This window comes from Microbacterium trichothecenolyticum (assembly GCF_030818955.1).
Lineage (GTDB): Bacteria > Actinomycetota > Actinomycetes > Actinomycetales > Microbacteriaceae > Microbacterium > Microbacterium trichothecenolyticum_B.
This window is the reverse complement of record NZ_JAUTBF010000001.1, coordinates 3391584-3411882: the sequence shown is the minus strand read 5'-3', so window position 1 is coordinate 3411882 and position 20299 is coordinate 3391584. Positions and strand designations below refer to the sequence as shown.

General features: G+C 71.2%; 17 protein-coding genes. 3 read left to right on the top strand and 14 right to left on the bottom strand.

Going from position 1 to position 20299, the window contains the following annotated elements; genetic code table 11:
• Nucleotides 1-168 precede the first annotated feature (168 nt).
• The 3 genes from QE412_RS16110 to gabT all read right to left on the bottom strand — a co-directional run bounded on the left by QE412_RS16110 (nt 169) and on the right by gabT (nt 4508).
• Nucleotides 169-1530 (bottom strand): NAD-dependent succinate-semialdehyde dehydrogenase, encoded by a 1362-nt coding sequence (locus tag QE412_RS16110; protein WP_307486226.1) that lies wholly within the window; start codon nt 1528-1530, stop codon nt 169-171.
• Between the two features lie 81 nt (nt 1531-1611).
• Nucleotides 1612-3072, bottom strand: coding sequence for a flavin monoamine oxidase family protein (locus QE412_RS16105; protein WP_307486223.1), 1461 nt, complete (start codon nt 3070-3072; stop codon nt 1612-1614).
• Between the two features lie 86 nt (nt 3073-3158).
• Nucleotides 3159-4508, bottom strand: coding sequence for a 4-aminobutyrate--2-oxoglutarate transaminase (gabT, locus tag QE412_RS16100; protein ID WP_307486220.1), 1350 nt, complete (start codon nt 4506-4508; stop codon nt 3159-3161).
• Nucleotides 4509-4600: 92 nt separating this feature from the next.
• On the opposite strand from gabT, the gene QE412_RS16095 reads away from it, so the two are divergent.
• Entirely contained in the window at nt 4601-6130 is a 1530-nt protein-coding gene (locus tag QE412_RS16095; protein WP_307486217.1) for a PucR family transcriptional regulator, read from the top strand.
• A 263-nt stretch (nt 6131-6393) separates the two neighbouring features.
• On the opposite strand, the gene QE412_RS16090 is transcribed toward QE412_RS16095, so the two are convergent.
• Genes QE412_RS16090 through QE412_RS16065 form a run of 6 tightly spaced genes read right to left on the bottom strand, consistent with a single transcriptional unit; the run spans nt 6394 to nt 11410 of the window.
• Nucleotides 6394-7245 carry a MurR/RpiR family transcriptional regulator gene (locus QE412_RS16090; protein WP_307486214.1) on the bottom strand — a complete coding sequence of 284 codons (852 nt, stop codon included), beginning with the start codon at nt 7243-7245 and terminating at the stop codon, nt 6394-6396.
• Nucleotides 7235-8059: a phosphonate ABC transporter, permease protein PhnE gene (phnE, locus tag QE412_RS16085; RefSeq protein ID WP_307486211.1), complete on the bottom strand. Its 825-nt coding sequence runs from the start codon at nt 8057-8059 to the stop codon at nt 7235-7237. Before phnE (QE412_RS16085) ends, QE412_RS16090 begins: the two co-directional genes overlap by 11 nt.
• A complete protein-coding gene (gene phnE / locus QE412_RS16080) occupies nt 8056-8850 on the bottom strand; it encodes a phosphonate ABC transporter, permease protein PhnE (protein WP_307486207.1) in 795 nt (264 codons plus the stop codon). Before phnE (QE412_RS16080) ends, phnE (QE412_RS16085) begins: the two co-directional genes overlap by 4 nt.
• On the bottom strand, nt 8847-9665 hold the full coding sequence (gene phnC, locus QE412_RS16075) for a phosphonate ABC transporter ATP-binding protein (RefSeq protein WP_307486204.1): 819 nt from the start codon (nt 9663-9665) through the stop codon (nt 8847-8849). Before phnC ends, phnE (QE412_RS16080) begins: the two co-directional genes overlap by 4 nt.
• Nucleotides 9662-10624, bottom strand: a complete 963-nt coding sequence (locus QE412_RS16070) for a phosphate/phosphite/phosphonate ABC transporter substrate-binding protein (RefSeq protein WP_307487268.1) — start codon at nt 10622-10624, stop codon at nt 9662-9664. The genes phnC and QE412_RS16070 overlap by 4 nt, the downstream gene beginning before the upstream one ends.
• A gap of 57 nt (nt 10625-10681) precedes the next feature.
• Entirely contained in the window at nt 10682-11410 is a 729-nt protein-coding gene (locus tag QE412_RS16065; RefSeq protein WP_307486201.1) for an HAD family hydrolase, read from the bottom strand.
• Nucleotides 11411-11525: 115 nt separating this feature from the next.
• On the opposite strand from QE412_RS16065, the gene QE412_RS16060 reads away from it, so the two are divergent.
• The gene (locus tag QE412_RS16060) at nt 11526-12140 is read left to right on the top strand and encodes an amino acid deaminase (RefSeq protein WP_307486198.1); all 615 of its coding nucleotides are present in this window, start codon (nt 11526-11528) and stop codon (nt 12138-12140) included.
• Between the two features lie 288 nt (nt 12141-12428).
• Here the strand turns inward: QE412_RS16060 and QE412_RS16055 are convergent, their stop codons facing one another.
• From QE412_RS16055 to QE412_RS16035, 5 genes are all read right to left on the bottom strand, one after another.
• Entirely contained in the window at nt 12429-13556 is a 1128-nt protein-coding gene (locus QE412_RS16055) for a LacI family DNA-binding transcriptional regulator (RefSeq protein WP_307486195.1), read from the bottom strand.
• Between the two features lie 8 nt (nt 13557-13564).
• On the bottom strand, nt 13565-15424 hold the full coding sequence (locus QE412_RS16050) for a glycoside hydrolase family 3 protein (protein ID WP_307486191.1): 1860 nt from the start codon (nt 15422-15424) through the stop codon (nt 13565-13567).
• Between the two features lie 86 nt (nt 15425-15510).
• Nucleotides 15511-16410, bottom strand: coding sequence for a carbohydrate ABC transporter permease (locus QE412_RS16045; RefSeq protein WP_307486189.1), 900 nt, complete (start codon nt 16408-16410; stop codon nt 15511-15513).
• A gap of 11 nt (nt 16411-16421) precedes the next feature.
• A complete protein-coding gene (locus QE412_RS16040) occupies nt 16422-17369 on the bottom strand; it encodes a carbohydrate ABC transporter permease (RefSeq protein ID WP_307486184.1) in 948 nt (315 codons plus the stop codon).
• 4 nt (nt 17370-17373) lie between these two features.
• Nucleotides 17374-18636 carry an extracellular solute-binding protein gene (locus QE412_RS16035; RefSeq protein ID WP_307486182.1) on the bottom strand — a complete coding sequence of 421 codons (1263 nt, stop codon included), beginning with the start codon at nt 18634-18636 and terminating at the stop codon, nt 17374-17376.
• Nucleotides 18637-19291: 655 nt separating this feature from the next.
• On the opposite strand from QE412_RS16035, the gene QE412_RS16030 reads away from it, so the two are divergent.
• On the top strand, nt 19292-20113 hold the full coding sequence (locus tag QE412_RS16030) for an endonuclease domain-containing protein (RefSeq protein WP_307486179.1): 822 nt from the start codon (nt 19292-19294) through the stop codon (nt 20111-20113).
• Nucleotides 20114-20299 lie beyond the last annotated feature (186 nt).

Here is a 20299-nt window from a genome sequence, read left to right as displayed (position 1 = left end):
AGGGATGCCGCGTACCCGATGGCACAGCGAAAGAATGCAGATTTCGACTGCACTCCCCAGTCTATGTCATGTCCCCCGGCCTGGCGAACCGGACCGGCACACACGACATGGCCGGGGCCGTGCGGGCGTCCCCCGGCACGGCGCACCGGGCCGGGGGACGCGGGAGGTTCACGCCGTGCGGACGAGCTTCTTGTTCACGAACTCGTCGGCAGCGAGAAGTCCCATCTCCCGCGAGGTGCCACTGCGCTTCACGCCCCCGAACGGCAGCTCGGGCGAATCGGCGAGCACGACGTTGACGTAGACCATGCCGGCCTCGATCTTGTCGGCGATGCGCTGGGCCTGCTCGGCATCCGTCGTGAAGACGTACGAGCCCAGGCCGTACCCGGTGTCGTTCGCCAGCTCGACCGCTTCGTCCTCGCTCGATACGCGGTAGACGGTGCCGACGGGGCCGAAGAACTCCTCGCCGTAGGCATCCATGTCGCTGGTGACGCCCGTGAGCACGGTGCCGGGGTAGAAGGCGCCGTCGCGCGTGCCGCCGACCACGACGGTAGCGCCCTGGGCGACGGCACGCTGCACCTGCTCGTCGAGGCGCTCGGCGGCCGCCAGCGACGACAGCGGACCCAGCACGGTGTCGTCGGCGAACGGGTCGCCCACCTTCGCCTCGCCGAGCGCGGCCGAGAACTTCTCGACGAAGGCGTCGTACAGATCGTCGATCACGATGAAGCGCTTGGCGGCGTTGCAGGACTGGCCGTTGTTGTCGAGGCGCGCGTCGACCGCGGCCTGCACCGCGGCGTCCAGGTCGTCGGTGGAGAGCAGGATGAACGGGTCGGAGCCGCCGAGCTCGAGCGCGACCTTCTTGAGGTGCTGGCCGGCGAGGGCGGCGACCGCGGCACCGGCTCGCTCGGAACCGGTCACCGACACACCCTGCACCCGGGGGTCGGCGATGATCGTCGCGGCCTGGTCGTTGGTGACGCGAATGTTGACGTAGGCGCCCTCCGGGAACCCCGCGTCGCGGTACATCGCCTGCAGGGCCTCGGCCGACTCGGGGCACTGCGGAGCGTGCTTCAGCAGGATCGTGTTGCCCACCGCGAGGTTCGGCGCCGCGAAACGGGCGACCTGGTAGTAGGGGAAGTTCCACGGCATGATGCCCAGCAGCACGCCCAGCGGCGAGCGGCGGATCACCGCGGTGCCCTCACCGAGGATGTCGAGCGGGGTGTCGCCGGTGATCTTGTCGATGTTGTCGGCGTAGAACTCCGTGATGTCGGCGGCGAAGTCCACCTCGCCCAGCGCCGCCTCGAGCGGCTTGCCCATCTCGCGCACGATGATCGCGGCGAGCTCGTCGCGGCGCTCGCGGTGCAGTTCGGCGACGCGGCGGATCGCTGCGGCACGCTCGGCCGGGACGGTGCGCGACCAGACGCGGTATCCGTCGTGCGCGGCCGCGACCGCGGCATCCACTCCGGCGTCGGACAGGGTGTCGTATTCGGCGAGGGTCTCTCCCGTGGCCGGGTTGACGACGGCGTAATCGCTCATGTGCTTTCCGTTTCTCTGTCGATGTCGGTGGTCATGATCGGCGAGCGGGGATGCCGAGCGGCGCGGCGATGCCTGCGGAACTCATCCGCGCGTTCGCTCGAGGATCTCCTGCGCAGCGCGGTGCCCCTGACGGATGGCTCCGTCGACGTGCTGATATCCGGCGCCGGCCATGTCGCTGCACGCGAGGTGGATCGGCCCGAAGGGCTCGCGCAGGTCGGCCCCGTAGCGGTGCAGGCCGCCGAGGTCGAAGCTCGCCGCGTACGCGCCGCGGGTCCACTCCTCGGTGCCCCAGTCGCTCTCGTAGTAGACGATCGGGTTCTTCGCCTCGGGTCCGTAGTAGTGCGAGAGCGATTCGAGGATGCGCTGCTTGCGCTCCTCGGCGCCGAGACGGAACAGGTCGTCGGCGTTCTGGTCGGACACGAAGCCCACGAGGGTGCCGCGCTCGTCACCGTGGTTGGTGTTGTCGTACGCCTCGTGGCACAGCTCGTACGGGCTGAACGCGGTGCCGGACAGACCCTGCTCGCGCCAGAACGGCGTCTCGTACACGGCGTGCACCTTGATGACGAAGCCCATCGAGATGTGCTGGTGCATCTGGTGCTGCAGGCGCGGCAGCGGCGGCTCGAACGAGATGCGAGGGTACAGCACGGGCGCCAGGGCGAGGATCGCGAAACGGGCGCGGACGGTCACGCCGTCGGCGATGACGGTGACGCCCGCGGGTGAGGATGCCGCGGCCTCGACGCGCGCGGTCAGTTCGCGCAGGTCGTCGACCCGGCGGCCCGTCGTCGACGCGGTGGCGCGATCCCCCGGCGCGGGATCGGCGCCCCAGACGATACGTCGCACCGGCTGGTTCAGCACGACGTCGTCGCCCAGGCGCTCGGCGAGCAGCTCGGGCACCTGCTGGAGGCCCCCGACCACGCGCTTGTCGAGGATGAAGTCGGCGTCGACGAGGTGCGAGTACGACCCCGCGGATGCCGCCATGAGCAGCGACTGCAGCAGCGAGAACGTGTGCGTGGGCTTGGTCAGCATCGCCGATCCGGTCGCGAAGGCGAGGTTGCGCACCGCTTCGTCGTCGTCGGTCTGCTCTCGCAGCCACGCGTCCCACGAGATCCTGTCCCACTCGGCGGCGTTCGGGTGCTCCCACGGCTTGTCGGGGTCGATCTCGGCGACCATGGCATCCAGGCGCGCGGTGATCTCGTCGATGGCTTTCTCGGTCTCGGGTGCCACCGGGAACATCTCGCCCGTGAAACGCTTCGCCACGCCGTGCGGGCCGACGTAGACGCTGTCACCCTCACGGTAGCGGCTGTAGGTCTCCAGGCCCAGCTCGGCGACGGTGTCGATGAGCGCCTGCTGGTCGGGTGAGACCCATTGCCCGCCGAGCTCGAGCAGGGCCCCGTCGACGACGTCGGTCCACAGGCGCCCGCCCACGCGGTCGCGTGCCTCGAGCACGACGACCGACAGGCCGGCCTTGCGCAGGTCGTTGGCGGCGGTCAGACCGGCGGCACCGGCTCCGATGACGACCACGTCGCGGGTGATCTCGTCCATGAAAGCATCCTTACTTGTCGTGCAGGTCGTGGGGGTGGCCCCGGCGGCGGCGGAGTTCGGGTCGACGCCTCCGCCGCCGGCGCTCGTCAGCTGCGGGCGAGGGCAGCCTCGATGACGTCGAGGCCCTCGTTCAGCAGCTCGTCGCCGATCGACAGCGGCGGCAGGAACCGGATGACGTTGCCGTACGTGCCGCAGGTGAGCACGATCACACCCTCGGCGATCGCGGCCTTGGCCACCGCGGCGGTGAGAGCGGCGTCGGGGGCGCCGGTGGTGGGGTCGACGAACTCGGCAGCGATCATCGCGCCGTGACCGCGAACGTCTCCGATGCGCGGGTCCGCCGCCTGGAGGTCGTGGAGCCGTCCCTTCAGCAGGTCGCCGATCGCGCGGGCACGTTCGACGAAGCCCTCGTTCTCGAACGCGTCGATGGATGCCAGAGCCGCGGCGCACGCGATCGGGTTGCCGCCGTAGGTGCCGCCCAGACCGCCCGTGTGAGTGGCATCCATGATCTCGGCGCGGCCGGTGACCGCGGCCAGCGGCAGGCCGCCCGCGATGCCCTTGGCGGTGGTGACGAGGTCGGGGACGATGCCGAACAGCTCGGAGGCGAACATCGCGCCGGTGCGGGCGAAGCCGGACTGCACCTCGTCGGCGATGAAGACGACGCCGTTGGCGCGGCACCAGTCGACGATCGCGTTGAGGAAGCCGTCGGCGGGGACGATGAAGCCGCCCTCGCCCTGGATCGGCTCGATGATGACGGCGGCGAGGTTCTCGGCACCGACCTGCTTCTCGATGAGCGAGATGGCCTTCGCGGCGGCGTCGGGGCCCGACAGGCCGTCGCGGAAGGGGTACGACAGCGGGGCACGGTAGACCTCGGCGGCGAACGGGCCGAACCCGCTCTTGTACGGCATGTTCTTCGCCGTCAGCGCCATCGTCAGGTTCGTGCGGCCGTGATAGGCGTGATCGAAGGCGACGACAGCCTGGCGGCCGGTGTGCTTGCGCGCGATCTTCACGGCGTTCTCGACCGCCTCGGCGCCGGAGTTGAACAGCGCGCTCTTTTTCACGTGATCACCCGGGGTGAGGCGGTTCAGCGCCTCGGCGACCGCGACGTACGAGTCGTACGGAGAGACCATGAAGCACGTGTGCGTGAAAGCGGCGACCTGATCCTGCACGGCCTTCACGACCGCGGGGTGCGCGTTGCCGACGCTGGTCACGGCGATGCCCGAACCGAGGTCGATGAGCGAGTTGCCGTCGGCGTCGACGACCACGCCGCCGCCGGCCGCGACGGCGTGGATCGGCACGGTGTGGCCGACACCGGATGCCACGGCCGCGGCCTTGCGGTCGAGCAGTTCCTGCGAGCGCGGGCCGGGGATGGCGGTGACGAGGCGGCGCTCCTGGGCGAGCGAGGGACCGCCGACGGTGGGGAGGGTGTCGAGGCTCATGGCCGCGATGCTACGGACGCCGCATCACGCCCCGCACTCTCCCCCCTGTACAGTCGCAAGCACCGTCGTATACGTCTCGTACAGGAGTCATCATGGTCGACGCCGCCGTCTCGCCGCCGAGTCTGCGCGCTCTGCTCGCACGCCGCGACCTCCGGCTGCGCCTCGTCGTCGACGAGGCGGCGTTACCCGCCGGAAGCGTCGACCGTCCCGTGCGTTGGGTGCACTCCAGCGACCTCTCCGACCCGACCCCGTTCCTCAGCGACGGGCTCGTGCTGTTGACGACAGGGACACAGTTCGCCACCGACGACGACTACACCGCGTACGTCGGCCGTCTGGCGGCGCGAGGAGTGCGCGCGTTGGGCTTCGGCACGGAGGTCGTGCGCGACGGCATCCCCGCCGGCCTCACGGCCGCATGCCTCGCGGCCGGGATGCCCCTGTTCGAGGTGCCCTACCGCACGCCCTTCATCGCGGTGGCCCGCGCCGGAGCCGAAGCACTCGCCGCCGACGCCTACGCCCGCCGCAGCTGGTCGCTCGCCGCCCAGCGGGCCGTGTCACTCGCGGCCCTGCGACCCGACGGGCTGTCGGCCACCCTCTCCGAGTTGTCGAAGCAGCTCGACTGCTGGGTGGGGCTGTTCGACGCGGCGGGGGCACTGCGGGTCGAACACCCCGCGGGCGGGCTCGACACCGCGACCCGCGAAGGCGTCGGCGCCGAGGTGACCATGGTGCTGCGCCGCGGCACCCGGGCCGCCGCGTCGTTGCGCGTCGCCGACACCTCGGTCACCCTGCAGACCCTCGGCCGCGGCGGCCACCTGCGCGGGGCCCTCGCGGTCGCCGCGGACGACCTCGATCACGAGGCCCGCAACGTCGTGACCGCGGTCGTGGCGATGGCCGCCCTGGCCCTGGAGCAACAGGATGGCCTCGGGCGTGCGATCGGCACGTTCCGGGCCGGCCTCGTGCAGACGCTCCTCACCGACGATCCGTCCCTCGCCCGCCGCGCCGGCCGCGACCTGTTCGGTCCGCTGCCCGCGGCCCCCGTGCTCGTGGGGCTCACCCCCGCCGCAGCAACCCGTTCGACCGCGCTCAACGAGTGGCTCGAGTTGCGCGCGCACGAACGACGCGGCGAACTGTTCTTCGGGCGGGGTGACGACGGCCTGGTGCTGATCGTGCCCACCGGGGCACGCGAGCTGCTCGATGAGATCGCCGACCGCTTCGAGACGGTGATCGGCTGCTCCACCCCGACCGGGTACGACGGCTTCTCGGGTGCGCTGGCGCAAGCCCGCACCGCGCGCGAGCGAACCGCTGAGCCCGGCGTGGCCGACTTCGCCGACACCGCGCGAGCCGGTCTCATCGCGTCGCTCGGCTCGGAGGCCGCCCGGGCCGTCGCCGACGGCGCGCTGGCCCCGCTGCGTCGGTACGACGTCGAGCAGGGGTCGGCGCTCGTCGAGACGCTCGACGCGTGGCTCGCCCACGACTGCTCCCACGAGGCGACGGCGCAGGCGCTCGGCATCCACCGCCACACCGTGCGCGCCCGCATCGCCCAGGCCGAGCGCGTCATCGAGCGGGATCTGTCGTCGTTCGCCGCCCGCGCCGAGCTGTGGGCCGCGCTGCGGCTGGCGGGGTAGGGCCGGGCGCCGCTCGTTGACCGTCGGTGGGCGTGGCCGTTCTGGAAGGCCGGGAAGGTGAGAGCCGGCCGGGATCACGGCCGGGGCGGGGGGCCGCGGGGCGTGCCGTCCTGCGGAGATCGGCCCCGACACACCGGGCACCGACGGCCGGAACCGGCGTGTCGTGAACGAACTCCGCACGACGGCACGGGGGATGCCGGGCCGGCACCGGGCGTCGAAGCCGAAACCGAAACCGAAACCGAAACCGAAACCGAAGGGGAGGGTCAGCCGGCGTCGCCGAGGTTGTCGGAGAGGATCTCGAGCACCCGGGCGCGGGCGCGGGCGGCGTCGCCGGAGCGGGCATGGGCCACGGCATCGACGAACGCCTCGGCGAAGACCGCGTGGGCGATGCGCGAGGTGTGTTCGAGCTCGTCGCGGAACGTGCCGCCCGACGCGAGCGCGAGGGTGAGGTCAGCGCGTTCGGTCAGGGGCGATGCGACGAACGAGGTCAGGGCGATCACGCGCGCGCCGGCCGCACGCGCAGCCGCCGCAGCCCGCAGGCTCGCCTCGTTCGCCCCCGACCCGCTGATCACGATGCAGACGTCGTCGGGCGCGAGGTGCCGGGCGGCGATCTGCTGGCCGATCGGGTCGCCCACGGTCTCGGCCGAGCGCCCCACCGCGGTCAGGCGCATCGCGAGATCGGTGGCCACCGGCGCCGAGAGACCGCTCGCCACCACCAACAGCCGTCGCGCCCCGACGACGGCATCCACGACCTGCGCGACCACACCGGCATCGAGCAGGCTGGTGGCCGCGCGCAGATCGTCGGCGATGCGGTCGATGGCGGAACGGATGCCGCCGAGCGGGCCGTCCTCGGCGGTCGGCGCCGGTGCCGCGCGGCGCCCCCGCTCCGCCGCGAGCGCGACACGCAGCTGCGGATACCCGCGGTAGCCGAAGGTCTGGCAGGCACGCACGACCGTGGCCCGGCCCACCCCCACCCGGTCGGCGATCTGCTGCGCGGTCAGCTCGATGACGGCGTCCGGGTCGTCGACGATGAGGTCGGCGACGCGGCGCTCGCTGGGCTGCAGCGAGTTGCGCACGGCCGCGATGCGAGCGGTGACGGGCACCTCAGCGGACACGGTGACCCTCCATGATGCGGCGGCGGATGCGCCCCGACACCGCGTCGATCGCGACGGTGACGGCGACGACGACGATCAGCAACATGCCGACCGTCGACCACTCACGGTACTGGGTGTACGAGGTGAGCATGTCGCCGATGCCCCCGACGCCGATCAGGCCGAGAACGGCCGAGGCGCGCACGTTGATCTCGAAGCGGTACAGCCAGAACGACAGGAACGTCGGGGTCGTCTGCGGCCAGACGCCCCAGCGCAGCACCTGCGCCGTCGACCCGCCAGCGGCGCGGGCGGCCTCGATGGGGCCGGGGGCGACGTTCTCGACGGCCTCGTAACCCCACTTGCCGAGCGTGCCCACTCCCCCGACCGCCAGCGCGAGCGCACCGGTGAGCGGGGTGAGCCCCGTGACCGAGAGGATGATGATCGCGAACACCAGCTCGGGTACGGCGCGCACGAGCGAGAACACGAGACGCAGCGCCACCCGTACCGGGGCCGGACCGAAGCCGCGCGCCGCGACGAGCGACAGCGGGGTCGCGATCAGGATGCCGAGAACGGTGCCGATCCACGCCATCTCGACGCTGCGCCAGGTCTGCCAGAGCGCCTCGGGCAGCTTCGACCAGTTCGGCGCGGCGAACATCAGGCCGAGGTAGCGCACGATCTCGGCGGGCAGGTCGCCGAGCCGGGACCACCCGATGTCGGCCGACCAGAAGGCGGCCACGACGATCGCCGTGAGCACGACGCCGGCGATCACGCGAACGGGGTTCCGGCGGCGCGGGGGCACGACGAGCGCGGCGGCGCGCGCGGGGGCGAGGGCGGTCATACGAGCCTCCGGCGGATCGCGTCGCTGACGGTGTCGAGCACGACCACGATCACGAGGATCTCGACGATGATGAGCGACAGCTGGTCGTAGCGGTAGAAGGTGCGCACGGCGTCGATCAGCAGACCGATCCCGCCCGCGCCGACGAGTCCGAGCACCGTGGAGGCGCGCACGTTCAGCTCGAACACGTAGAGCGTCTGCGAGATGAACGCGGGCCACGTGTCGGGCAGGGCGATCGCACGGTTGATACGCGTCTGCGTGCCGCCTGCCGCGCGCCCCGCCTCCAGCGGACCGGCGTCGGACGCGTCGATCGTCTCGGACACGAGCTTGACCACGATGCCGACGTTGAACAGCACGAGCGCGATGATGCCCGGAAGGGCGCCGACGCCGACCATCGCCACGAGCACCGCCGCGTAGACGAGTTCGGGCACGGCGCGGACGATGTTCAGGATGCCGCGCAGCACCGCACGCGTCCACCCCACGGGGTTCGTCGGACGCGCTGCCCAGAAGCTCAGCGGCAGCGAGATCGCGGCACCGACGGCCGTGCCGATCACCGCCATCTGCAGCGTCTCGAGCAGGGGGCCGACCGTGCGCGGGAAGAACGACCAGTCCGGGGCCAGCAGCTCGACGATGCGCACGGCACCCTGCTGCCAGTTGCGGGCGATCGCGGCGATGTCGAGGCCGACGCCGATCCCCGGCAGGCACATGACGATCGTGACGGCGACGATCACCGCGGCGGCGGTCCACGGCATCCACCGCCCTTTCGGGCGAGCGGGCACGGTGAGCGAGGTCATCGCTCGAGCCTGTCGGCGGCGGTCACCGAGCGCCCGTAGATCTCGGCGAAGTCGGCGTCGGTGGCGGATGCCGCGGGCCCGTCGTAGACGATCTCTCCGGCGCGCATGCCGATCATGCGCGTGCCGTACTCGCGCGCGAGATCGAGCAGGTGCAGGTTCACGAGCACCGTGATGCCGAGGTCTTCGTTGATGCGTCGCAGGTCGTTCATGACGCCGCGCGCGGTGGGCGGGTCGAGGCTGGCGACCGGCTCGTCGGCGAGGACGATCCGCGGCTGCTGCGTGAGCGCGCGGGCAATCGCCACCCGCTGCTGCTGACCGCCCGACAGCGCCGACGCGCGGTCCCACACCTTGGGCAGCATGCCCACGCGGTCGAGCGCCTCGAAGGCGAGCTGCCGGTCCTCGTGGCGGTAGGCGCCGAGCAGTGTGCGCCAGAGCGGCGTGTGCGCGAGGCGCCCGACGAGCACGTTGTTGAGCACGCTCGTGCGACCGGCGAGGTTGAAGCTCTGGAAGACCATGCCGATCTGGCCCCGCGTCTCGCGCAGACGGCGTCCCGAGACGCCGTCGACCCGGCGCCCGCCGACCTCGACGGTGCCCGAGGTCGGCGGCACGAGCCCGTTGATCGTGCGGATGAGCGTGGACTTGCCCGAGCCCGAGAGCCCGACCACGGCGACGAGGTCGCCGGGGGCGATGTCGACGCTCACCTCGCGCAGCCCCACCGTGCCGTTGGGGTAGCGCACCGAGACACCGTCGAGACGGATGCCCCAGGGCGCCGAGGTCTGAACCTCGACGCCCTGGGTCGCAGGACCGGTGGTCACTGGAGTCCGAGCTCCTGCGCGGCCCGGGCGACGACGTCGAGCGAGGACGGGTCGGCCGGGGCGAGCTTGGTGATCGAGTAGACGGCCTTGAGCGCCGCGGAGCCCTCGTCGGTGGTCGAGTACTCCTCGAGCGCCGACGAGATCTTCTTCTGCAACTCGGGCGAGAGGTCCTTCGACACGGCGACGCCGTCGTTGGGGATCTCGTTCGTGAGCGCGAACACGACGACCTTCTGGCCCACGTCAGGCTTGTCCTTCTTCACGAGCGTGCGCGCGTCCCAGAAGCTGAAGCCGACCTCGGCGTCACCGTTGTAGACCGCGAGCACCGAGGCGTCGTTGGCGGTGACGGGCACCTTCTGGAAGCCGTCGTCGATGTTCACGCCGGCCTCCTTCAGCGCGAGCATCGGGTAGATGTACCCGGCGGGCGAGCCGGGTCCGAGCACGGCCACCTTGGCCCCGGCGATCTTGGTGATCGAGTCGAGTCCGGCAGGGCCCTTCAGTGCGTCGGCGCCGTTGCAGAAGCTCATGCCGTCGCGCTCGACGACCGGGGTGTGGCAGTACTTGTCCGGGTCGTTCGTCATGAATTGCCCGGGGTAGGTGATGTTGCCGTTGCGCTCGGTCTGCAGCACCACCGAGGCGCCGTAGCGGTCGTTGGCCTGCCAGAGCTGCAACGAGGGGAGGAAGCCGATCTGCGCCTGCCCGGCACCCATGGCTTCGACGGCGGCCTGGTAGTCCTTCGACACGACACCGGTGACCGGGATGCCGAGCTTCTCGGTGAGCATGTCGGTGAGCGGCTTCGCGGTGTCGACGAGGTTCGCCTGGTCCTGCGAGGGGACGAGGGCCAGCACGAGTGAGCTGGGGTCGGCGGCGGGCGCGGCGTCGGATGCACCGGCGGAGCCGGAGCAACCCGCGAGGGTGACGGAGGCGAGAGCGGCCGCGGCGAACGCGGCGGCGAGGCGGATGCGGCGGCGAGGCGGATGCGACGAGTGTTCATGATTCCTTCTGCGGGTCGGGTGGGTTCAGGCGGAGAAAGGGAAGTGTTCGGCGGGGGATGCGTCGACGCGAGCGGAGTGACGGAGGGCGGGGTCGTGAGCAGAGCGGTCACCCGCGGCGGCGACCCAGTCGCCCAGCGCGGGGAACAGGTCGTCGAGAGTGTCGGCGCGGAAGGTGGGGCGGGCTGCGGGGTCGGGGTAGCCGGCGACCAGGGCGGTGGCGTGACCGCGCGCGTGGGCGGGGGCGAGATCGTTGCGCCACACGTCGCCGATCGCCAGGACGCGAACACCCTCGCCGAGAGTGTCGAGGAGCAGTTCGAGTCCGACGGGCTTGGCGGCGTCGGTGACGATCCGGTCGAACAGCCCCGCCAGGCCGAGCGCGGTGAGCGCCTCGTCGAGACGCGTCGCCGGGGCGTTCGTGACGAGCAAGCGTTCGGCATCCACGCCCTGCAGGAACCCGATGAGGCCGGCGGCGGTCGCGATCGGCGCCGCCGGTGTGCCCAGGTGCGCGCGGCTCTCGCGATAAGCGGCGGACAGGGCGTCAGCGGGAATCGCCTCGGCCTCGGCCGCGCGGCGCACCACGTCGTAGCCGTCGATGACGTCGGCCGTGGGGGCGGCGAGCTGCGCGGCGACCGCCGCGACGAACGTATCGGGGGATGCCGTGTGGGCGGCGACGGCGCGGGCGTAGGCCAGCAGGGGGCCGTCGCCGAGGGCGACGGTACCGTCGAAGTCGAAGATGAGGACGGGGCGTGGCACGGAGCCTCCTGTCGTGTGGACGTTGCGTCCATGATGCGCCTTATATGTGGACGTTGCGTCCACACCCGGTAAACACCGTGTAAACGATGCGGCCGCGCCGTCGTAGCGTGGGGCGGTGACCTCTCTCGATGCCGCATCGGCCCTCGCCGCCTCCGACCCGTCGGCCGCCATCGACTCCCTGCCGTGGCTCGCCGCCGCCCTCGCCGACGATCGCGACGCCGGCCGTTTCGCGACGTGGGGGCTTTCGACCGTGATCGACGAGAACGTCGGCGCGGCGGTCGTGGCACGACCGCTCTTCGAGGAACTGCACCGACGCACGGGGCTGTCGGCGCGATGGCCCGTCGGCAATGCCGGACTGCTGCACGTGTACGGATACCTGCTGTCGACCACGCCCACGCCGTACGGCCTCAAACGCGAGCGTTGGCTGTCGGGCGAGCTCGAGCGCGCGTGCGGCCTGCCCGCCGGAGGCCTCCAGCCGTGGGGCACCGCCGAGACGCTGCTCGTTCGAGCGACAGCGGCGGCCAGATCGGTCCTCTCTCGCGCCGATGCCCTCGTCGAGACGGTCGACGGCCGCTCGGCCCGCATCGCCATCGGTGAGCGGCACCCCGACGGTTCCGCCGCGCTCGCCTACGCCGTCGACGATCGGATCGTCACCCTCTTCCCTGTCGCCGACCCCGCCGCCCTCCGCGCCGACCTCGGGGCGCCGCGGCTGCGGTGGAACGCCATGTGAGTCGCCGTCACCGCGGGCCGTCGGGCGGAGTTCCGATCTCCCACGCCGGGTCCACGGCATCCCCAGCCGGCGTGTCACCCACCAACTCCGCACAACGGCACGACCCACCCACACCGACCCTCCCGCGGACTCCCGAACCGACACACCGAGTCCACGGCATCCCCAACCGGCGTATCACCCACGAACTCCGCACAACGGCACGAGGCAGGCACTCCGGCACGACGACACCGCGGCGCAACGGCACGACGGCACAACGGCACCGCCCGCGGCCGACACCGCCCCGACCGGTCAGCAGCCGCAGCTCGCCCGCACCTGCACCCGCGGCTCGAACACGACGTCGAACGCGCCGCCCGCGGGCGGAGCACCGGCCGTGCCGGCGAGGATCCGCGCGGCGGCACGGCCCATGGCCTCCATCGGCTGTCGCACGGTCGTCAGCGGCGGGGTGGTCAGGCGCGAGCCGAGGGTGCCGTCGAACCCGGTGACGATCACGTCCGCGGGCACGCGCACACCCTCGGAAGCGAGCACGTCGAGCAGGGTGAAGGCGTTCTGGTCGGTCGCGCAGACGAAGGCCTGCGGCATCCGATCCTCGGCGATCAGGGCGCGCAGCTGCGGCACGAGGTCGTCGGCCCCGCGGACGGTCGCGTCGACCACGTCGAGACGGGGACGGATGCCACGGGCCTCGAGCTCGGCGATCAGCGCGTCGCGTCGCTCGACGGCATCCGTGGCCTCGAGGCGCCCGACGAACGCGAGGTCGGTCGCGGCGTGCTCGTCGACGAGGTGACCCACCAGCGCCCGCATGCCGCGGGCATTGTCGACGCGCACCCGGTGGTGGCTGTCGTCGGCGGGGGCGGCGCTGAAGAGCACGATCGGGATGTTCAGCGAGTGCCGGGCGAGGGTCGGTGCGGTCTGCGGCGAGGGGAAGATCGCCAGCCCGTCGACGCGTCCCACCGTGTCGGCGACCGACACGTCGGCATCCGATCCGCTGCTCAGCATCACCGGCCGCCCGAGAGCCCAGCACTCCAGCTCGAACCCGCGCTGCACCTCGTCGACGTACAGGGGGAAGGCCCGCGGGTCGGAGAGCACGTCGTCGTCGGTCTGGTCCCAGGGGATCACTCCCCCGGTGTCGAGCGGCGGCGAGTGCATGCCGCTCAGCGGCTGGGCCAGCGGGTCGGCGCGCTCCAGCAGCAGGTCGAAGGCGTGCAGGCCGAGCGTGCCGGTGCGCCCGTGGGCGAGACCGCGGGCGGCGGCGCTGGGGGCGTACCCCAGCCGCCGCGCCGCGTCGAGCACGCGTTGACGCGTGGCGTCACTGAGCTTGTCGGGGCGGCGGAACGCGAACGACACCGAGGCGATCGAGACGTTGGCCTCGTGCGCGACGTCGTACACGGTCGGTCGACGCGTCGCCTGCCCCTCCGCCATCCGCGTCCCTATCCCCTCTGCAGCACAGCCGGCTCCACCAGCTCCAGCCCGTGGTGCACGGGGAAGATCGGGTCACCGGTGTCCGACGGTACATCCTCGCGCGAGGATCGCACGGCATCCATCGACCGGGGGATCTCGATCGGCAGGCGTCCGCGCGGCGCGACCCGGCCGGTCAGCGCGTCGAGCACGGCGGCCGCGGAGCTGCCGTAGTCGGCGACGATCGCCGCGGCGTGACCGACGAACGGGGTGAGGATCGCGGGGCGATCGAGGTTCACCACGATCACGAGCGGGCAGGATGCCGCGATCTGGTTCAGGCGGTACACCAGCCCCGGCGCGAACTCCAGCGAACCCTGGTGGAACCACGCCTCGAGGAAGAGGTCGTCGCGCGGATCGAACGGGGCGCCGATGCGCACGATCGCAAGGTCGGCCTCGGCGGGGTCGGTGACGACACGGCCGAGCTCGGCGACGTCGTCGGGGCGGAAGCCCTCGACGTAGACGGCGTCGACCGGCCGCAGGGGAAGGATGGACCCCTCGTTCACGAGCACGGTCAGCGAACGCGCCTGCGCCCGCTCCCCCAGGGCGCGGAACTCGGCGTTGCCGACGATGCGCTCGGCCTCGTCGACGTCGACGTACGGGTCGTCGAACAGCCCGAGCTGGAACTTCACCCGCAGCAGACGCCGGACGGAGGCGTCGATGCGCTCCTCGGACACCCGGCCCGAGCGGACGAGGTCGATGAGCATGTCGACGCACTCCTCCCCGCCGAATTGGTCGCTGCCGGCATCCAGGATCTTCTCCATGCGCTCGACCGCGGTGAGGTGCTCGACGCCCCAGGCGCGCGCGGGCAGCACCTGGTCGCCGACGTGGTTGTCGTTGACGAGCTCCCAGTCGGTGACCACGACACCGTCGTAGCCGAGCTTCTCGCGCAGCAGCCCCGTGACGATCTGACGGTTGTAGCCGAAGCCGACCTCTTCGATCCGTTCGCCGCCGACCTCGAGGCCCACCGGCATCCCGTAGTACGGCATCATCGCGGCGGTGCCGCGGCGGATCGCCTCGCGGAACGGCTCGAGGTGGTAGTCGAACATGCCGCCGGGGTACACCTGCTCGCGGCCGTACGGGAAGTGCGCGTCCTCGCCGCCCTGCTGCGGACCGCCGCCCGGGAAGTGCTTGGTCGTGCATGCCACGCTGTCCGGTCCGAGCTCGTCGCCCTGGAAGCCCTGCAGGTAGGCGGCGGTGAAGGCGGTGACCCGCTCGGCATCCTGACCCAGCGTCTGGGCCTGCCGCCCCCAGCGCGGCTCGGTGGCGAGGTCGATCTGCGGGTGCAGCGCTGCCCGGATGCCGACGGCGACGTACTCGCGGCGCGCGACCTCGGCGAACTCGCGCACGGTGTCGACGTCGTCGAGGGCCGCGAGCCCCAGCCCCTCGGGCCACTGCGAGAAGGGCCCGGCCGAGAAGGCCACACCGGTGTTCTCGACGAACGCGTGACGCGGATCGGTGCTGATGGTGACCGGGATGCCGTGCGGCGTCGCCTCGGCGAGCGCCTGCAGGTTGTTGTTCCAGGTCGCCGCCTGGCGGGCGGTGCGGATCGCGTGCACGTTGAAGTGGTTCATGTTCTTGTGCACGACCACGGTCGTCGTGGGCGACTTGGAGATCCTGCCGGGCGCCTCGAGCACCTCGCCGTCGTCGCCGACCTCGATCACGGTCTGGAACATCAGACCGCACTTCTCCTCGAGGCTGAGCCGCGCGACGAGGTCGTCGGTGCGCTCGTCGACACTGAGGGTGGGGTTCTCGTACGGGTCCATCACGCCGTTGCCGTTGAGGTCGCGGAAGCGCGTGCCGTCGGGGGCGGTGAGGAAGCTCGCGGAGGTCATGGGGGTCCTTTCGGGTCCGCCGGTCTGCGGACGGGCGGGAGCTCAGAGGGGCGGAGGCGGGGTGGGCGCGGACCCACCCCGACACCTCACTTCAGGCCGGTCGAGGCGATGCCCTGGATGAAGTAGCGCTGCAAGAAGACGAACAGCAGGATGATGGGCGCGATGACGAGGACGGAACCGGCCAGCAACAGGCCGTAATCCGTGGCGTTCTGGCCCGTCGAGTACAGCGACAGCGCGACCGGCAGGGTGTACTTCGCCTCGGTCTGCGCCGCCACGAGCGGCCAGAGGAAGTTGTTCCACGAGGCGAGGAAGGTCAAAATGCCGAGGGTCGCCAGCGGCGGTCCGCACAGCGGCATGACGATCCGGGCGAAGATCCGCAGCTCCCCGGCGCCGTCGATGCGCGCGGCCTCGAGCAGCGGATCCGGGATGCCGAGCATGAACTGCCGCATGAGGAAGACGCCGAGCGGGGTCGTGACGAACGGCAGGATCAGCGCCGCGTAGGTGTCGACGAGACCGAGCGAGGAGACCATCACGAACAGCGGCACGAAGGTGACGACGCCGGGGACCATGAGCGTCACCATCACGACGAGGAACAGCGCCTTCTTGCCGGGGAAGTCCATCTTCGCCAGCGCGTAGCCGACCATCGAGCAGAACACGAGGTTGCCGAGGACGGTGAACAGGGCCACGACGATGCTGTTGCCGAAGAACTGGCCGAAGTTCAGCTGCCCGAACCAGGCGCCGAAGTTCTCCCAGGTGAACTCCTGCGGCCACCACGTCGGCGGGCGCTGCAGGATCTCGCGTTGCGTCTTGACCGAGCCCAGCAGCATCCATGCGAAGGGCAGGATCCAGACGATGACGCCGACGACGAGGATCGTGTAGGTCAGGGCGCGGCCGGGGGTGAGCCGGTTCTCGGAGCGGCGGCGACGGCGCGGCGGCTCGACGGTCTCGGCGGCGACGGCCGGAGCCGCGGGTGACGTGAGTGTCATGGCATCCTCCCTCAATCCTTCGAGCGCAGCACGCGGAACTGCACCAGGCTGAGCAGCGCGATCGCGAGGAACAGCAGGTAGCTCGCGGCCGAGGCCGTGCCGTACTGCCCGAAGCCGAACTGCTTGAACGTGTAATACGCCACCGAGAGGGTGGAGTTGAGCGGGCCGCCCTGGGTCATCACGAAGGCTTCCTCGAAGAACTGCAGGAACCCGACCGAGATGAGCACCGCGCCCAGCAGCAACGTGGGGCGCAGCAGCGGCAGGGTGACCGAGGTCAGACGCCGCCACGACGAGGCGCCGTCCATGAGGGCGGCTTCCTTCACGTCGGTGGGAATGGCCTGGAGCCCGGCGAGGAAGATCACCATGAGCGTGCCGACGTTGCGCCACACCGCCATGGCGATGAGCGACGGCAGCGCGGTCCGGGTGTCGTTGAGCCAGTCCGGACCCTGGATGCCGATGATCGCGAGCGCGGAGTTGAGCAGGCCCTCCGGCTGGAGGATGTAGCGCCACACCACCGCGACCGCGACGATGCTCGTCACGACCGGGGCGTAGAAGCCCACGCGGAGCACCGAGACGATGCGCCCCTTGCTCGCGTTGAGGGCGAGGGCGAGGGCCAGGGCGAGCGCCATGGTGACCGGGATGCCGACCACGACGAACGTCGCGGTCACGCCCAACGAGGTGAGGAAGACGGGGTCGCCCAGCACCCCGGCGTACTGCTCGAGCCCGACGAAGTTCACCGAGAACGGCGAGCGGATGTCGCGCGCCGTGAAATCGGTGAACGACATCGCGAACGAGCCCACGATCGGCACGACCATGAAGATCGCGAAGACCGCGACGAACGGCAGGGCGAAGCCCCACGCGACCCATCCCTGGCGCCGGCGGCGGCTCGATCCCCCGCCGGCGCGGGCGCGACCGGGGGCCGGAGCCCGCCCGGTCGCGCCCACGACTGCTTGCGTCATGATCTCAGCCCAGGCCCAGCTGGTCGGCGGTGGCCTGGAGCTCCTTCAGACCGTCGGCGGGCGACTGCTGGCCCAGACGGATCTTCTCGAGCATCGCGTCACCGGCCGCGGCCACCTGCACCCACGTCGTGACGGCGGGCACCGACTTGGCGGTCTCGAGCTGCGTGCCGAAGGCGGCGAGGGTGGGCGACGAGGCGAGGGCGTCGTCCTTCCAGGCATCCTGGACGGCAGGGAGGTCGCCGGTCGCGGCGTACCAGGCGGCCTGCGTGTCGGGCTGGGTGAGCCACTGCACGAGCTTCCACGCGCTGGTCGCGTTCTTCGAGTTGTCGAACACGGCGAGGTTCGCGCCACCACTGAAGGAGGTCGACGACTCCTTCGTCGGCAGCACCGCGGTGGTGAACTTGTCGCTGAAGCCGGCGCCGCCGAGCTCCTCGAGCTGTCCGATGAGGAAGGGGCCGTCGATGAGCATCGGGGTCGCGCCCGAGACGAAGTCCGCCTCCTGGGCCCCCGCCGAGCGGTCGGCGGCCGGGTTGGCGATGCCGTCGGTGTAGAAGCTCTGGTAGTAGTCGAACGCCTCGGCGGTCTCGGGGGTGTCCAAGGTCCACTCCGAACCGTTCTCGAGCTCGGCACCGTTGGACCACGGCATCCACAGGTTGCCCTGGAACGAGTCGTTGCCGGCGGGGAAGCGGATGCCGTAGTCGGCACCGCCCTTGGCCTGCATGTCGGCCGCCATCTGCTTCAGGTCGTCCCAGGTGGCGGGCGCCGTGGTCCATCCGGCCTGGGCCGCGATGTCGGTGCGGTAGTACAGCACGCGGGTGTCGACGTACCAGGGCACGCCGGTCGCACGGTCGTCGATCATCGTGGAGTCGATCGCGCCGGGGAAGATGCCGTCGGTCGAGAGGTCGATGGGCACGGTCTGCAGCGCGTCACCGAAGTCAGCCATCCACGTCGAGCCGACCATGGCGAGGTCGGGGGTGTTGCCGCCGGCGATCGCCGTCTGGAACTTGCTGTACGCGGCATCCCAGGGCACGGGCGTGACCTCGACGGTGACGCCGGGGTTGGCCTCTTCGAACTGCTTCACGAACTCGGGCAGCGCCTCGCCCTCGGCGCCCATCGCCCACATCGTGAGCGTGCCCTCGGCCTTCGCGTCGCCGATCGTGCTCGCCTCGGCGGCACCGGAACCGGTGTCGGAGGTGCGGCCGCAGCCGGTCAAAGCGATCGCCGCCGCGGCGACAACGGCCACGGCGCTCCATCGGGTGATTCTCATGGTGTTCCTCCTCGAACCTGGCACCCGTCGTCGGGTGCACGTCTGCACGTCGTGGCCGAGTTTAAGCGCATAACCTTTGCCCCGCAACCCATTCCCGCCGCCGTCGTTCCCGCCGTCCTGCGGAGTTCTCTCCCTCGTCCGTTGATCGACCCTCGTGCCCCACTGCCGTCCTGCGGAGTCCCGCCACAGCCCGCCGACCGTCCCTCGCGCCCCCACCGCCATCCTGCGGAGTCCCGCCACAGCCCGCCGACCGTCCCTCGTGCCCCACCGCCGTCCTGCGGAGATGGCCCACCTTTCCTGCCGAATTCACCGCCGCGACCGGGGTCTCGGCGCCGAGGTCCGCGGGACGGCAGACGGCCACAGAACCACCGCCCATCAGACTCCGCAGGACGGCACGGGGTCTCGGCGCCGAGGTCCGCGGGACGGCAGACGGCCACAGAACCACCGCCCATCAGACTCCGCAGGACGGCCGGGGTCTCAGCACCGAAGTCCGCAGGACGACAGACGGCCACAGAACCACCGCTCACCGGACTCCGCAGGACGGCCGGGGAATGGCATCCGGCACTCCTCCTCCCCTGATCACCGGATGCCGTCGGCATCCACAGATCGTCCGAATCGGGGCATGCGGCGCGTCGCCGATGACGATCATGAGGGCGTGTGCACACCAGCCGACGGAATCCATCGACGGCTCGACCTCCTCGAGGCCGGGTTCCGTCGGCACGACATCGACCGCGCGGTCGGCAACGGATCGTTCGTCCGCCTTCGGCGAGGGGTGTATGCGGATGCCGAGACGTGCGAGCCGCGTCGGAGCGCGGCCCTGCATGGCGGAGCGCTCGCCTGCGTCAGCGCCGCCCGGCACGTCGGACTCTGGGTCCTGTCGCCGACGGATCCCCTCCACATCGCTCTGCGGCCGCACGGGCACGGACACCCGCACGACGGGTGCGTGTGCGTCGAGCACTGGGACCACGAGGAGCGCAACAGGTTCCGCCTCGCCACGATCCGCGGCATCCTGCGACAGATTTTCTTCTGTCGCGGCGTTGAGGAATTCTTCGTGGCCCTGGAGTCCGCCCTCCACGCACGCAAGATCGGTCGGTCGGGTCTGGACTGGCTCGCGAAGAACACGTCACCTCTCGCTCGCGAGGCGATCGCTCTCGCGCGGCGCGACGCCGAGAGCGGGCTGGAGTCTCTCGTGCGATGGCGGTTGCGCCATCTCGACCTGACCGTGCGCACGCAGGTTCGGATCGACACGGTGGGCCGAGTTGACCTCCTCATCGGCGACGCTCTGATCGTCGAGGTCGACGGCGTCGAGAACCATAGGAGCGCGGAGCACCGGCACCGTGACCTGCTTCGCGACGCGCGGGCCGCGGCGCAAGGCTTCGTCACCCTCCGATTCGACTACGCGCTGGTCGTGCACGACTGGGAGACGGTCGAGCGCGCGATCGGCGCGCACGTCGAGCGGGGCATTCACCGGCGCTGATCCCCTGCCGGGACCGGGCGCCGAACCGCTGCCCGAGGCCCCCGTTGCAACGTTCACGTCCGCACGACGGCCCCCACCCGGCACCCCGCACACAGATGCCACACCCCTGGCCCCGAGAACACACCGCCGCCCCGCACACGCACCGCCGTCCCGCGGACCCCGAGGCCCACACCCCCGTCTCCGCCC

Excerpts from the sequence above, each read along its gene's own strand:
- QE412_RS16110 (WP_307486226.1), bottom strand. The coding sequence starts at position 1,530 with ATGAGCGATTACGCCGTCGTCAACCCGGCCACGGGAGAGACCCTCGCC.
- QE412_RS16105 (WP_307486223.1), bottom strand. The coding sequence starts at position 3,072 with ATGGACGAGATCACCCGCGACGTGGTCGTCATCGGAGCCGGTGCCGCC.
- gabT (WP_307486220.1), bottom strand. The coding sequence starts at position 4,508 with ATGAGCCTCGACACCCTCCCCACCGTCGGCGGTCCCTCGCTCGCCCAG.
- QE412_RS16095 (WP_307486217.1), top strand. The coding sequence starts at position 4,601 with ATGGTCGACGCCGCCGTCTCGCCGCCGAGTCTGCGCGCTCTGCTCGCA.
- phnE (WP_307486211.1), bottom strand. The coding sequence starts at position 8,059 with ATGACCGCCCTCGCCCCCGCGCGCGCCGCCGCGCTCGTCGTGCCCCCG.
- phnE (WP_307486207.1), bottom strand. The coding sequence starts at position 8,850 with ATGACCTCGCTCACCGTGCCCGCTCGCCCGAAAGGGCGGTGGATGCCG.
- QE412_RS16055 (WP_307486195.1), bottom strand. The coding sequence starts at position 13,556 with ATGGCGGAGGGGCAGGCGACGCGTCGACCGACCGTGTACGACGTCGCG.
- QE412_RS16050 (WP_307486191.1), bottom strand. The coding sequence starts at position 15,424 with ATGACCTCCGCGAGCTTCCTCACCGCCCCCGACGGCACGCGCTTCCGC.
- QE412_RS16045 (WP_307486189.1), bottom strand. The coding sequence starts at position 16,410 with ATGACACTCACGTCACCCGCGGCTCCGGCCGTCGCCGCCGAGACCGTC.
- QE412_RS16040 (WP_307486184.1), bottom strand. The coding sequence starts at position 17,369 with ATGACGCAAGCAGTCGTGGGCGCGACCGGGCGGGCTCCGGCCCCCGGT.
- QE412_RS16035 (WP_307486182.1), bottom strand. The coding sequence starts at position 18,636 with ATGAGAATCACCCGATGGAGCGCCGTGGCCGTTGTCGCCGCGGCGGCG.